Origin of the sequence: Brevibacillus sp. Leaf182 (assembly GCF_001423865.2) — a bacterium.
Taxonomy (GTDB): Bacteria; Bacillota; Bacilli; order Brevibacillales; family Brevibacillaceae; genus Brevibacillus; species Brevibacillus brevis_C.
Genome location: NZ_LMPN02000019.1, coordinates 50204 through 64888, shown reverse-complemented (window position 1 = coordinate 64888; position 14685 = coordinate 50204). Strand labels below are relative to the sequence as shown.

The 14685-nt window shown below is 39.1% G+C and carries 13 protein-coding genes; 10 read left to right on the top strand and 3 right to left on the bottom strand.

Annotated elements, in window-relative coordinates; translation table 11 throughout:
* Positions 1–58 precede the first annotated feature (58 nt).
* Entirely contained in the window at positions 59–961 is a 903-nt protein-coding gene (locus ASG16_RS09450; protein ID WP_056494917.1) for a DMT family transporter, read from the top strand.
* A gap of 75 nt (positions 962–1036) precedes the next feature.
* Here the strand turns inward: ASG16_RS09450 and ASG16_RS09445 are convergent, their stop codons facing one another.
* Positions 1037–2041: an ROK family glucokinase gene (locus tag ASG16_RS09445; protein WP_198674207.1), complete on the bottom strand. Its 1005-nt coding sequence runs from the start codon at positions 2039–2041 to the stop codon at positions 1037–1039.
* Between the two features lie 112 nt (positions 2042–2153).
* On the opposite strand from ASG16_RS09445, the gene ASG16_RS09440 reads away from it, so the two are divergent.
* Positions 2154–3044 (top strand): diacylglycerol kinase, encoded by an 891-nt coding sequence (locus tag ASG16_RS09440; RefSeq protein ID WP_056494920.1) that lies wholly within the window; start codon positions 2154–2156, stop codon positions 3042–3044.
* A gap of 118 nt (positions 3045–3162) precedes the next feature.
* Positions 3163–4593 carry a 23S rRNA (uracil(1939)-C(5))-methyltransferase RlmD gene (gene rlmD, locus ASG16_RS09435; protein ID WP_056494922.1) on the top strand — a complete coding sequence of 477 codons (1431 nt, stop codon included), beginning with the start codon at positions 3163–3165 and terminating at the stop codon, positions 4591–4593.
* Between the two features lie 190 nt (positions 4594–4783).
* On the opposite strand, the gene ASG16_RS09430 is transcribed toward rlmD, so the two are convergent.
* Complete coding sequence (locus tag ASG16_RS09430) at positions 4784–5104, bottom strand: hypothetical protein (RefSeq protein WP_056494925.1); 321 nt, start codon at positions 5102–5104, stop codon at positions 4784–4786.
* Between the two features lie 215 nt (positions 5105–5319).
* Here ASG16_RS09430 and ASG16_RS31620 point away from each other — a divergent pair, with 215 nt between their 5' ends.
* The 5 genes from ASG16_RS31620 to ASG16_RS09405 all read left to right on the top strand — a co-directional run bounded on the left by ASG16_RS31620 (position 5320) and on the right by ASG16_RS09405 (position 9629).
* Complete coding sequence (locus ASG16_RS31620; RefSeq protein WP_056494928.1) at positions 5320–5568, top strand: S24 family peptidase; 249 nt, start codon at positions 5320–5322, stop codon at positions 5566–5568.
* Positions 5569–5996: 428 nt separating this feature from the next.
* Positions 5997–6302: a hypothetical protein gene (locus ASG16_RS31210; RefSeq protein ID WP_056494931.1), complete on the top strand. Its 306-nt coding sequence runs from the start codon at positions 5997–5999 to the stop codon at positions 6300–6302.
* 115 nt (positions 6303–6417) lie between these two features.
* Complete coding sequence (locus ASG16_RS09415) at positions 6418–7050, top strand: restriction endonuclease (protein ID WP_056494934.1); 633 nt, start codon at positions 6418–6420, stop codon at positions 7048–7050.
* 91 nt (positions 7051–7141) lie between these two features.
* Positions 7142–7894, top strand: a complete 753-nt coding sequence (locus ASG16_RS09410; RefSeq protein WP_056494937.1) for a hypothetical protein — start codon at positions 7142–7144, stop codon at positions 7892–7894.
* Between the two features lie 166 nt (positions 7895–8060).
* A complete protein-coding gene (locus tag ASG16_RS09405; RefSeq protein WP_056494940.1) occupies positions 8061–9629 on the top strand; it encodes an RNA-directed DNA polymerase in 1569 nt (522 codons plus the stop codon).
* A gap of 405 nt (positions 9630–10034) precedes the next feature.
* On the opposite strand, the gene ASG16_RS31205 is transcribed toward ASG16_RS09405, so the two are convergent.
* On the bottom strand, positions 10035–10202 hold the full coding sequence (locus ASG16_RS31205; protein WP_241970733.1) for a tyrosine-type recombinase/integrase: 168 nt from the start codon (positions 10200–10202) through the stop codon (positions 10035–10037).
* Between the two features lie 427 nt (positions 10203–10629).
* On the opposite strand from ASG16_RS31205, the gene ASG16_RS09395 reads away from it, so the two are divergent.
* Entirely contained in the window at positions 10630–13728 is a 3099-nt protein-coding gene (locus tag ASG16_RS09395) for a sacsin N-terminal ATP-binding-like domain-containing protein (RefSeq protein ID WP_056494943.1), read from the top strand.
* Positions 13725–14633 carry a hypothetical protein gene (locus ASG16_RS09390; protein WP_056494946.1) on the top strand — a complete coding sequence of 303 codons (909 nt, stop codon included), beginning with the start codon at positions 13725–13727 and terminating at the stop codon, positions 14631–14633. The genes ASG16_RS09395 and ASG16_RS09390 overlap by 4 nt, the downstream gene beginning before the upstream one ends.
* Positions 14634–14685 lie beyond the last annotated feature (52 nt).

Sequence of the window (14685 nt, the reverse complement as noted above, 5' to 3'; positions counted from 1 at the left end):
TGAACCTGCCTTGTTGCTTCTTTGGTCGCTGTCATTTCGAGAAAGCTGGTGAAATGTTGTGAATCCGCTGTATGTCGGTGTGTTATATATTTTCGGATCGGCTGCTGGCTTTGGTGTCATGTCTATTTTCGCTGTGTACGCCTACGATGCAGGTGTGTCTGTTTCGACGCTCTTGTTTTTGCGGTTTTTATTGGCGACTGCCCTGTTTTTTGGTTTGTTGCTCTGGCGCAAGGAGTCGCTTCGCTTGGAGAAAAGACAGGTGCTCGCGATGTTTTGTCTCGGCGGGATTTTGTACACGCTGCAATCCCTTAGCTTTTTCTCGGCGGTGCAGTACATCCCGACCTCCATGGCGGCTTTGCTGCTGTACACATTTCCGGTGTTTGTTGCCATATTGAGCTACTTCGTCGAGAAGGAGCGGTTGACGAAAAAGACTGTCATCGCCATGCTGATTACACTCGTCGGACTTGGACTGGTGCTCGGCTTGTCATTTGGCGGGATTCAGCCAGTTGGCGTATTGTTGGCTCTTGCTGCGGCGTTGTTTTACTCCGTTTATATTGTCGTGGGGAATCGAGTGGTAAAAGGCGTTTCGTCCTATGTAACATCTGCGTACATCGCCCTGTTTGCTACCATTTCTACTTTTTTCATTGCGCTAAAAGACGGAGGTGTTGATCTGTCTTTTGCGGTACAAGGGTGGTGGGCGCTGCTGGGGATCGTGGTTTTTTCTACGGTGGTCGCCATCAGTTTTTTCTTCCGCGGCTTGCAACTGATCGGGTCAACCAAAGCGTCTGTGCTAAGCACGCTGGAGCCTGTTGTCACGTTTGGGTTTTCGGCGTTGTTGTTTGGCGAAGCCTTTAGCTTGCTTCAACTGTTGGGAGGATGTGCAGTGCTCGTCGGTGCCGCGCTGATTGTTTCGGGAAAAGGCGGGGAGCCAGAGGTGGTACCCAGGCAGGCTTCTTCATAAAGCTATACCAAAAAGACGCTCTTGCTGTGAGGCTTCACGTGCAGGAGCGCCATTTTCTTTTTTTATGTGGCCTGATCAGGATTCGTTCATCTGTGAACGGATTAACCAGCCCGCACCGTACACACCCGCATCATTGCCGAGTTCGGCCGGAACGATCTCTGTGGACTCGACGACGTAGGTGAATGGAACAAAGCGTTTGAATGATTCACGAATTCGGGAAAAGAGGAAATCACCGGCTGCAGCCACGCCTCCACCGATCATAAACTTCGCGGGATTCAGTACATTCGCCAAATGAGAGAGAGCGAGACCGAGATAGAGCGCCACTTGATCGATAATCGCGAGAGCCGCTGCGTCTCCTGCTACGGCTGCTTCGAGGACATCCTTGGCGGCAATGTTTCCTTTGGCGGCTAGTACAGCGGCAAGCGCCGGGCTTGATCCATTTGTAGCTGCAAATCGCCCTTCACGAATGATAGCAGTCGCAGACGTATATGTTTCGAGGCAACCTGTTTTGCCGCAATTGCAGGGGGCACCGCTATCCGGGGTCATGGTGATGTGCCCGATTTCGCCTCCAACACCGTTGATGCCATGGATGACCTTTCCATTCAAAATGACGCCTCCTCCTACACCGGTGCCGAGTGTAATCAGAACGAGGTCTTGTGCACCTTGGCCTGCACCTTGCCACATTTCTCCGAGAGCTGCGACATTGGCATCGTTGTCGACCGCGACTGGCAGACCTGTAAGGGCTTCCAATTTTTCTTTTAATAAAACGGGTTGGCGCCAGTGAAGATTCACCGCTTGGAAGACGATTCCCTTCTCGCCATCGACGGGGCCAGGTACTCCCACACCGATTCCGCAGACTTGTGAAAGAGAATAGTCATGCTGCGCAAGAAGATCATGAGACATGTCTACGATTTTTTGCAAAATCCCATCCTCGCCGTCCGCAACAGGCGTCGGTTCTTGCGTTTTTGTAACCAGCTCGCCGTCTGGCGTAATCAAAGCCATCTTGATTGCAGTGCCACCCACATCTACTCCCACGATGATCTTCTTCACAAGCGTCTCCCCTATCTCCTTGATTTCCATCTTTTTCTATCTTATCACGCGATATGGAGCATAGCGATTCCCAAAAATGGCTATACAGGATATGATGGAAGAGAGTACCCCCTTGAGCGAGGGAAGGAAGAAGGGATCTGCCTTGAAACGAGCCAGATTAATCTACAATCCAAGCTCCGGCCGGGAGATCGTGCGTCGGCGATTGCCGGAAATCCTCGATTTAATGGAGTCGGCCGGATATGAAACTTCATGCCATGCGACCAGAGGGGAAGATGATGCGACAGAAGAAGCTGCTCGTGCAGTAGCTCGCGGTTTTGACGTCATCCTGGCCGCTGGTGGAGATGGAACCATATATGAAGTAGTCAATGGGATGGCAGAGCATAAAGCACGTCCATCTCTTGGAATAATCCCCTGCGGAACAAGTAATGATTTTGCCCGGGCGGTCGGTATACCGAAATCGATCACGCGTGCAACGGAGATTGTCGCCAAGGGCAAGAAGAAACGCATTGACCTGGGGCGCATCAACAACCGCTATTTTATGAATATCGCGGGTGGCGGCTCGCTGACGAATTTGACCTACGAGGTCCCGAGCAAGCTGAAAACGCTAATCGGACAAATGGCGTATTACGTCAAAGGTTTGGAGAAGCTGCCATCGCTGCACCCGATCCGTGTTCGTTTGGAGAGCCGCAAAGAGGTGCTGTTGGATGAAGAAATCATGGTGTTCCTCATCGCCAATAGCCGATCCGTAGGCGGCTTCGACAGGCTCGCCCCAGATGCAGACCTAACGGACGGCAAGCTGGATGTCATCGTTGTGAAGAAGATGAATATTGCGGAGTTTATTCGTTTGGCAACACAGGCAGTTCGCGGCGAGCACTTAAAGGACCCGAACATCCTGTATTTCCAAGCAGATTACATCAAAGCCACTTCGCCGGGCGGAGAGACGGTTCAGCTCAATCTGGACGGAGAGCTGGGCGGACAGTTGCCTTGCGTGGTGGAAGCATTGCCGGGGCATATCGAGTTGTTCGTCCCGTAAGAAGATAGTAAAATGAATAGCAATAGCCGTGGGGATGCCGCTTTTCGCTGTGCATCCCTGCATGCTTCCAGGAGCGAAAACGAAAACCTATAGAGCAAGATAAAAGGAGCAATAGATAGTGGCGAAGACAACAAAGAAGCGGCGCGGTCCGCACCCGACAGCCAAAGTGGAGCTGGACGTCCCTGTACGTGTCGGACAAACCGTGGAAGTGGAGATAACCGGACTGAACCACGAAGGAGCAGGAGTCGGTCGGATTGAAGGATATACGCTGTTCGTAGATGGCGCGCTTGCAGGAGAGCGAGTTCATGCGCGCGTCGACCATGTGAAGAAAAACTTCGGCTTTGCCAAGCTGACAGAAGTAGTAGAAGCGAGTACCCACCGATTCCAGCCGCCCTGTCCGCTGTACGACCGTTGCGGTGGCTGTTCGTTGCAGCATCTCGCATACGAGGAACAACTGCGTCACAAGCAGCAAATCGTGCGGGACAACCTGCGGCGCATTGGCGGTTTCCAAGTCGAGGGGGAAGGGGCGATTACCGTTCATCCGACACTTGGCATGAGTGATCCATGGCGCTATCGCAACAAAGCACAAGTACCGATTGGCGAGGAAAACGGGGCGTTAGTCGGCGGCTTTTACGCGGAGAAATCCCACTCGATCATCGACATGAACGAATGCCTCATCCAGCATCAGGCGAATGATGAAGCAGTGGCAGCCGTGAAGCAGGCGGCTACCAAGCTGAATATCACGGCATATGATGAGGTACGCAATACCGGATTACTCCGCCATGTGGTAGTCAAGGTAGGGGTCAAGACGGGTGAAGTCATGGTTGTGCTTGTGACGACTGAGGAGCAGATTCCGCAGCGCGATCAGTTGGTGGAAGCGATTCGTGCACAGGTAGCTGGCGTGACGAGTATCGTGCAGAACATCAACCGGGACAAGACCAATGTCATTTTTGGCAAAAAGACCGTGACGCTCTGGGGCAGTGATGTGATTTACGATTATATCGGTCCGATCAAATTTGCCATTTCGGCGCGTTCGTTTTATCAGGTCAATCCTGCGCAGACAGAGGTGCTGTACAACAAGACGTTGGAGTATGCGGGTGCGACTGGGACGGAGACGGTGATTGATGCGTATTGCGGCATCGGGACGATTTCGCTGTTTTTGGCGCAGAAGTCCAAGCATGTATACGGTGTGGAGATTGTGCCGGAAGCGATTGCGGATGCGAATCGGAATGCGCAGTTGAATGGCGTGGAGAATGCGACGTTTGAGGCAGGGCCTGCGGAGGTTGTCATTCCTGCTTGGAAAGAGAAGGGCATACGGGCGGATGTGATTGTCGTTGACCCGCCGCGCAAAGGCTGTGATGAGGCGTTGTTGACGACGATTTTGGAGATGCAGCCGGAGAGAGTGGTTTATGTTTCGTGTAATCCTTCTACGTTGGCGAGGGATTTGAAGGTGCTGGCTGAGAGGTATGAGGTGAAGGAAGTGCAGCCGGTGGATATGTTTCCGCATACGGGGCACGTGGAGTCGGTGGCTTTGTTGACGTTGAAATAGTTGTATGAGAAAAGGCTAAAACCCCTTGATAAAATAGGGTGTTTAGCCTTTTCATTTGATGATCAATTTAGGAAGAAAATAGCCGTTGACCACATTCGACGCCAGAAATGACCTTTTTTGCTTACGAACCTCGCTGAGCATTGGTTGGTTGAGTTGATATCCCGATGAGCCTATATGTCTTTCACTTGTTTCAAATAACATCTCTCTCATATAAAAGCTCCCTTCTATTGTATAAACCCAAATACTCCCATTCCGCATAATCTAAATCTAATTTCTCCAAAATTGCCCACCTCATATCGTATAGGTCGACAGCCTTGCCCAATGCTTCGTAATGCTTTATTAGATGCTTTGCACTGCTAGTTACGTCTTTGTCACTAAGTAAAGAAAAATCAAGACGTAAAATATCATGGTAGGCTAAAATAAGCAGTTCAAGCTCAATTTCATAATTTAGATCCATCATGGTTTCAAAAAAAGATGCTTGCTCTCTCGATAAGTGAATAATAATATGCAATCCTCCATTTTCTAATGAGTATTGTTCATCTCATGGAATGTTTTACAAACTACACACCATATCAGATTGTGTTCCTCTTTCATATGCTTCTTTTGCCGGATAGAAGATTTACAGAGAATAGAATCAGATTTAAATAACATGACTATATAGAAATATTTAGGCTTACAAAAAAGACTAATGATGACTTACCTAACTTAAAAGCAGAAATCTATTCTATGAAAAAAATTAATGGTGAAACAGATGAATACCAAACATATCTAGTATATGGGGTAACAATGAATGATGATTCGATGGAACCTCGAATACCAAAAGGAACCAACCTAGGTTTAGTTGGACTTGAGCATCTAAAATCAGTTGACATCATACTTGCAAAAATTGACGACAATACTTTTGTGATACGACTTTGTTTATTCATCGATGAACAGATCGTATTGCTTAGTGAAAAGCTAAATTATGATCAATAATTGCAACAGATAATTCTATTGAATTAGTTGGTAAAGTAAATCATGTACGGATCAACCTTTAAGCTGTATTTTTAAAATTAAACTCCACTTATAAAACCTAGATACTGTAGGTTTCTTTTTTTGTCCTAATTTGGAGGTTTTTGATGCTTTTAAGTCAAATAAGGTAATTCGAACTACACTTTTTATTTACTTAGGATATAAAAACACTAATATAGACTCGTATCGTAGGAGGGAAATATGAGCAATCAGAAATACGTCTCTATAACGGCACACTCTAAGTTGATGAACGTTTCTACAAGTGAACATTTTTTATGCTTAAGCGATATTGGATGGATGGAAAGGGTTTATAATTCTTGGACACTAACGGATATAGGAAAAAACTAATGTGGGCAAGTTAGATCTGATTCGCTACGGGGAACTTGGGTTATTTGGCTGATACAGTAATCCGAGAACTTGAATCTATGAAAGACTCAAAGGCGACGAATAGTAAATATTTAAACGCCACTGTATTAAGTCAAATCCTTAAGGTATCCAAATTGCGTATTAACCCGATTCTTTCCGAACTAGGCTGGTTAGAGAGGGAGAAAAAAGGTTGGATATTGACAAAGTTAGGTGAAAGTATTGGAGGAAAACAATTAGAGTATGAAAAAAACGGAATATCTTATGTAACTTGGCCAGAAACTATTCTAAATAATAAAAGCCTAATCGAGACGTTTAAATCGTATTTAATCTAATTGAGCTAACGGATGCTGACATTCAAAACTTGGACGATGTGTTCCCGAAAAAATTACTCAAATTTGGAATACAATCTTTATTAGACATATTGATAACTTATTAAAGGAGAAATAAATGATATACATTTTAACTAGTATTATCATACTAGCATTAATTCTCACATTGATATTCCACAGCAGGAATACTCTACAAAATGCTACCATTCCAATAAAGAAAAGCGAAATTGATCCTTTATTTTTCGACATCAGTGATATAGATAAAATGGATGATGGCTCCGAATTTGAGATGTATCTTTATCGCTTGCTTTTAGAATTAGGCTACAAAGGAGTTTTTAAAACGGTTGGAAGTAGAGATTTCGGAGCTGATCTAGTCTTTATTGATCGCTCGGGAACACGTAATGTAATTCAGGCTAAACGGTATAGCATCGAGAATCCTGTCGGTATTAGTGCTGTACAAGAAGTCTATTCTTCTATGAGATATTACAAAGCGAAAAAATCTATTGTCATTACCTCCTCAACTTTTACAGGTTCATGTGAAACTCTTGCTGGAGTTAATTATGTAAAATTACTTGACCGAAAAGATCTTATAGAAATCATTGATTTATTTAAGCAAGGGAACTTAGAAAATGTTAAAAATATTATTGAGTCTGAGCCTAGAATGATATTGGATTCTTGGTCTGAATATACTGATGATGATCTCAAAATAAAAACAGATAAAAAAGCAGAGCAAATGGTTATGAGTCGGTAGTTTCCTAAGTTTGTTTTTGAACCAGCTTTTAAGAAGTACCTGTTCTTGTTTAAAAAAGAAGTCCCCATACTATATTTAGGAGCTGGAAAAAATGAAAATGAGTATTTCACCACCAATAGAACAGATTGACAAAAAAATAAATACCAACTTAACAGAAATCCAAAAAAATTTTTCGAATGAAATTACAGTCTTTGAAACTATGTTTAATATTGAGTATTTTATTGCAATTAAACACGGTGCATTTTTAGGAAGATTTGTAGACGAAGAAGAACACACAGGATTAATGTGGACTGCATTTGGGAAAAACATGATATCTTTTTATTCAGCCTTTGACTTAACCAAGAGAGGATTAGTAGGTTCTGCTAGAATGTTATTACGGCATATTCTCGAATTCCTAATAATTGCTAAGTTCATTTCGATTAGTAAAAACTCTATCCTCATAAATAAATGGCATAAAGGTGAAGACATTTGGATGAATAAAGATGTTTTTAGTAAGATAAAAACTAAATCACCTGAGATAGAAGATTTTTGGAAGTTGCTATGCCAATACGCTCATGGAACAATTTATTCACAACAAATAGAGTTAGGATGGAAAGAAAACGAAAGAGAAATCAGACTGAACTTTATTTTTTTAAGTATGTTAATGGAGATGAATTATCATCTTTTAAATTCACATATCATAAATCGATCATTAGAGTATTATGTATCTCAATTTGATGAAAGAGAAGAGATGGTTTTTTATAAAAACAAGATAAAAGAGGTGTTTTCCCATTCAAAGAGGTCAATGTTGCCGGAGCCAAAAAAGGTAATTAGAGACTATAAAATGAAGTGGATATTAAAGTAAAAGGATAAAAATTACAATTTAACTATTACTTTTAATATGTACTATTCTCAATTTTGGTCAATCTCATTTTGTAAATCATGTTTATGTTAGTTTATTAACATACTCCTGTAGATATTTTATAGCCGTCTATCAAATTACAGTTCCTTATAAGTAGGAGGAGTTAAACTTGGAGTTAACTGATAAATTGTTAATCGCTTGGAAAAGAATAAAAAAGGATAGAAGAACAGATTTTATTATTGGAGATTTTGAATATGATGTTTTTGATAATTATAAAGATGAATTATTAGATGATTTGAAAGAAAAAATAATTAAAGAAGGGGTAGACTATTCTCCGAAATCATTACGCAATATTAGAGTGCCAAAAACATCTTACACAACAAGACCAGGTTCTATTCCAAGTATTCCGGATAGAATATATTATCAATATTTAACAGATGAAATAGCCCATGAAATTGAAGCGAAATTATTACCTGTTGAAAACAAAATTGTACACAGCTACCGTTATTCAAGCTCTAGAAATTCAGAAGATATGTTTCTATTTAAAGAGGCTTCGTATACTACATTTGAAGAGAAAACACTTGAATTAAGTAAAGCTTTTAATTTTGTTGTTGTAACTGATATCTCCTCCTACTTTGAGAGAATTTATCATCATAATTTAGAAAACGCACTCCGCGGTCTTGGGGCAACACATGAAATAGTTCAAGCGTTGATGAATTTGATTAGAAAATGGAACAAAGGTAATTCATATAGTATCCCCCAAGGAATTTGGCCTTCTGATTACTTAGGAAATGTCTATCTGGACCCAATAGACAAATTTATGATGAGAACAGGACATAATTATTGTCGTTATGTAGATGATATAAGATTCGGAGTAGACAGTTATGCAGATGCGCAAAAAATATTACTTACTCTAGAAGAAAATTTGTCACTAATTGGGCTCACGCTTAATGATGCTAAAACTAAAATCATTAAATCCGAACAGATTGAAGATGAACTGTTTCCATATAAGTCAAGAATTGACGAAATTAAACAAAATATTCTTTTAGAAATTGAAGAGAAAGTCACTTATAATCCGTATAGTGAGGATTTTGAGTATGATGAAGACTATTACGATCAACTCTCAAAAGTTGATCTATCATCAGCAAGAGAATTATTTTTAGAACAATTAGAATTAGATTATCCCAATCCTTCAATAGCAAGATTTTGCCTTAAACAATTTAAAAAGTATAGGGATCAAGAGGTATTAGAAGATGTTTTAAATAATTTAGATCGACTGGTTGTTGTTACACCAAGAGTTGTTGATTATCTAAAAAACATTTATAAATCAATAGATAATAAAAAAATCATTAGTCAAAGTGTTGCTCGATACATTGAAAACGATACGAAATATGATTGGCAATTAATGTGGCTTCTACAACTGCTCAATGAGTTTACTGAGATTGAAAAAGACGACATCCAATCAGTTAGAAAAATTATAATGAGTCCCAAGGGGAACTTACACGATGCAGTTCTTGTAAGTGCTTTACTTTTTCTTGGAAAACACGGCGATTCTGCTGATGGAGAGTGGATATTGAATCAATACGAAATCAACCATTCCAGCTGGGTAAGAGAAACAATTCTATACGCAATAAGAAACATGCCAGTTACAAAAAGAAACCATTATTATAACTATTGCATTGGACAGGATAAATTTCTCGATAAGATTATAAGTTTTGTAAAAATGAAATATCAATAAATTCTCCCTGGTAGTAAAAACTCATCATTGACCACACAATTCCATTAATTAATATGATGATTGGTAATCTTGGATGAATCGCTAATGCAATTAGCAGCACTATAGGACCCCTTATAAAACTTGTTCACCTAAAGTTACAACCATCCCGAAACGGGGCATGTGGAGAGTGTGGCGTTACTTGTGAAGAAAGAAACAGGTGCAGCAAATAGTTGATATGATAGTTTTTGAAATTGATATAGGGTATAGAACTAAATGTAACAGGTGGGTGATGGAAGTATTGTTGACCATTTGTTGACCAAATCGGTGATATTAGATCATTTAGGCTCCTACCGTAACAAAAAAATGACACCGGATCGACCTCCCGGTGTCATTTTATTAAGCGTTTGATTTTCGACCCTGGAATGGTCAAATCACATCAAACTTGCTTGCAGCTTCTTTGTAGGCAGATCTTAGAGCAGCAGGCCCCATATTAGAGTGGCCGAGCCTTTCAGAAATAATCTTGGCATGGACTCCTTGGTTAATAAGAGTAGTCGCGCTCAGGTGACGCAGAGAATGGAAGGTTGTGTAACACAGCCCGTGTTTTTTGAGGAATGACCGGAAGTGTAGATAAGGTGTTTCTGGATAGTAAGTTTCCCATCGGGAACAAATAGGGAGGCATATTACATCTAATTTTGCGTCCGACTTGTCAAAACAATTGCGTATTGCGACTCAAGGAACTAGTGTGTCAGCGCTTTCGATCTTCAACCGAAACGAAACTGCGTAAAAAGTGGATTCATACTATCACAAGTTTATTTAAACTATTTGAACAGTAATTCACATCTCTATAAGAAGAAATTGGCCGTCTGTACAAAGAAACTTAATTGTTACTGCATATCCGACAAAGATTATAAATTTTCGCTTGATGGTCACGAATCTAAACAAATTTCGAACAAATAACGTAGAACGGATAGAACCGAATGGTCTATAATAGCTAGGTACTGGAAAATTAAGGAGGATAAGGATGGAGTTTTCACAAAAAATACAAGAACTGCGAAATAAAGCTCAAGAAACGCAAGCTGCAAATAAAATTATGGATATGTTGACTCAGTTGAAATTGAAGAATGATGATACAACTTCTTACAGATGGACTTGGGAACTAATTCAAAATGCAAAAGATGTTGTTAACTCTAGCGGTAAGGTTGACATTATTATCAACTTTGAGGAAAACAGTAAAACTGTTGAATTTAAACATAACGGCAAACTATTCTCAACGAAAAATATTGTTTTTCTTATAGAACAAGTTTCCACAAAAGATCGCTCAATAACTGACGCAAAAAACAAGAGGACTACAGGAAAATTTGGAACAGGATTCTTAACTACGCATTTACTTTCAGAAAAAGTGAAGGTATCTGGGTATTTGCAGGATGTTGGCGAACCGCCGTGTTCTTTTAGTGTTGTTTTAGACCGATCTGGTACGGATAAACAGTCAATAATAAATGCGATACAAGAGAGTTGCTCTCAGTTAGATAAAAACACTACTATGACTAGTGGTAAAACAATAAATGAAAAAGATTTCAACACTTGTTTCAATTATGTTTTGGATGAATCTGGAGTATTAACTGCAAAGAAAGGTCTGAAAAATCTACTTATTTCTGCGCCTTACGTATTTGCTTTTGTTCCAGAGATAAGTTCTATAACAGTCACAAGCGGTCAATTCATTCAGAAAATAAGTCGTGGAGAAACAATTAATAATAATCTTGAAAATGCATATGAAATAGAAGTTGTTGTTGAAACAAAAAACAGAGGGAATTATACCCGTAAAAATAAGCATATCTTTGTTGTTAACACTAAAGATTTGTCACTTGCAGTTGAAATACAAAAAAAAGAAAAAAATGATTTTATTGTTAAATACCATGAAGAATTGCCCCGAATTTTTTGCGACTTTCCTCTCTTAGGAACAAATGATTTTTCATTCCCTGTAGTAGTAAACAGTCCACTGTTTAATCCAACAGAACCACGAAATGGAATCCATTTAACTGATAAAGAACATGAACAAATAACACAAAACAAGCAAAAGATGATGGAAGCTTGCCAACTTTACATTAAGATGCTGGATTATTTCTCAGAAAAAAGTTATGAAGGGATTTATAACATCGTTAAAATCTTTGAACAGTCAGAAAAGGATTGGCTATCTAAAGAATGGTTTGAGCAAAAAATAATTAATCCACTAAAATCTCACATCAAAGAAATCCCGCTCATTTACACACATAGTGCTGTGAAAAAGCCTCTTTTCGATGAATGGGGCGATACCTGCGTACTTATTCCAAAAGATTTAGATGAAACTGTCAGGGAAAAAGTATGGGCACTATCAAGCAAATTCATTCCAAATATGATTACAAAGCGCGAAGAATTAGAGTTTTGGTACAACTCTTTATGGGATGAGTGTCGCAACTATAGCATATTAGATTTAATAGAAAAAGTAGAAGAGTTCGAGAATATTGATGTGTTATCAAAAAATGTTATTGGTGATGTAACTGATTGGTTAAATGAATTATTGGCATTATTCTATGCGAAAGACGAGGCTTTCGCTAACATCCTTGGCAGAAATCCATGTATCTTGCCAAATCAGCACGGTGAATTTTGTGCTATAGATACAATCTTGCTTGATTGCGGTGTTGATGAAATCTATAAAAAAATAGCTGCTATTATAGATTTTGATTTCAAAAGTAAATTATTAGATAGAAAAATTAAATATGAATTTCTGCCTAACTTAAAAAAATGCACGTTAGAAGATGTTTTTTCAGAGCTCGAAAAGAAATTACAGAGACCACATCCGAATGCAGAGGAATTTTATAAAGATATTATTTGCTTACAAGCTGAACAAAACCAAGAACAAAATGACTTTTTAAGTCTTGTTGAGAATTTGTATTCTGATGATTCGTGGAAAAAAAGTAAAGTCTCAAAACATTCAAATGAGCTCCTTAAAACAGGATTGAAATTCTGGAGAGAAAAAATAAGCAGGGACGTAAGCTCGTGTAAATGCAGCGAAATATTTACTTCTCAATATTGTTTTGCTAATGAACAAGAGGCAATTATTTGGCTGTCAAATTTTGTTCAAATTTTGGTGAAATATGAGCAGGACCATTTATTAGATCGTATCAGTATATTGCCTGATCAATATGGTGTTTTCAAAAAAAGCGCAGAGTTGTCTCTCGACTCAGGTGAAATTGAAGAAATCCTCAAGGACGCATGTAAGTATACCGGATATGACGTGCGTGAAATATTGTTATTAAAAGACATTTATTTCAATCTGCCTGAAAGTAGAACTGTTTACTTGGAGAGCATTTCCGAGAAGATCACAAAGTATGTGAAGGAGAATAAAAACAGCATAGGCCAAAATAATGATGATGAAAAAGAAGCCTTTAAAAAAACCTACCTTTGGCTAAGAGAAAATTCGGGTAGTGAAACGGTTAAAAAGTGCTTTAAAGATTTATTAACCAATTTACATTGGTTTTACAATGACAATGATATTGCTGAAAATATGTCTAAAGTGGAAGAGTACAACGATGTGTTAAAGAAATATGGTGTTTGTGGAGTGCAAGAATTAGAGAAAATATTGTCTCGCTCTAATATCGAAAGTAGCTCAAGTGAAGCGGTAGAAATATCAAGAGAACTTCTTGCACAATGGGGTATTTCAACTGAAGAGGATTTAAATCGTGCTTTAACCAATAATATACTTAACGCAGAATTTCTTCATGATTCTAAAAGTAGCTTAGAAATGTTTAGCTATGTCAAAGAGATTCTTGAGCGTTCCAAGAAAAATATTATCAATTTTTTAAGTGAGCAGTCGGATTATGATGTTTCAAATTTGATAGAAATCAGCAATACTATCTTTGTAATTAGAAAACATAACACTGAGATATATTTAATTGCTCGCCCATCTGATTATGGCCAAATAATTTTATATTATGATTCTGAGTTAGATGTTCTTGATTACGAAAAAGATTGTGAATTGTGGGTTGAAGATGGAAAAAGCGATCCGCAAAAAATAACATTTGGGAAAATATTGAAGATGACTGGCGTTAACAAAATTCCATTAAGGAGCATAAGAGAAAAGTGATTGACATTAATGAAGTGTCACAATTATTGCAATCTCCGGATTCAAAAAATCTTATTTGTAGGAATCTAGAATTCAGACCGCAAAATTTGGCTATGTTTATCGCTGCGCTATCAAACATGCCAGACGAGTACGGTTACATTGTAATTGGAGCAATCAAAAATACAGATAAATATTCTATTATTGGCATAAGTGCTGGATTTAAGATAGATGAACCTATTAAACGGGCACTCGGTTTATTATCTGAGCAACCGATAATAGACTTTGGTTGTCTTACTATTGATGGTAAAAACATTTATGCAATCAAAGTAAAAAAGATTACAAGCTCCATTTTTTTCAAATCTACGCACGATATAGAATCGCCGCCCGATATATTTATGCGTGATCTTTACTTGGCTTGCATCAAGCTCCAAGCTCGAAGACTTTATGTGAATGCTACAGAAGATGAGCGTAATGACTTTATTGCAGATTTACTAGAAACAAACGGATACCGCCTAAAAGATCAAACTCGACGGGGAAGTTCAGCCGTAGGAAAATCATCTGGCGAAGTTGACATTTATATTGAAAAAAACGGTATGCCGTTTACCATTATAGAAGCTCTTAATTTAGATAGTTTGAACACTAATTATCTAAATACGCATCTTGACAAAATATATTCTTATGATACAGCAGGAAATGTGTTCAATGTATGCTTGTCTTATGTCAAAGTTAAAGATTTTGGTTCTTTTTGGGATAAGTATTGCGCCCATGTTAAAAAACATGAATACCCAGTAATGCTTATTTCGTCAGACATGAATGCTGATGAAAATTATCCATATTCTGACATAAGGTTTATGACAACAACCCATAATCGTTCGGGAAAAACTACATGCCTCTATCATATATGCGTAAAAATACAAGAAACTTAGTTTTGATTCCTCCAAGTTTGAGTGAAGTTCTGTGTGTAATAATAGAGATAGG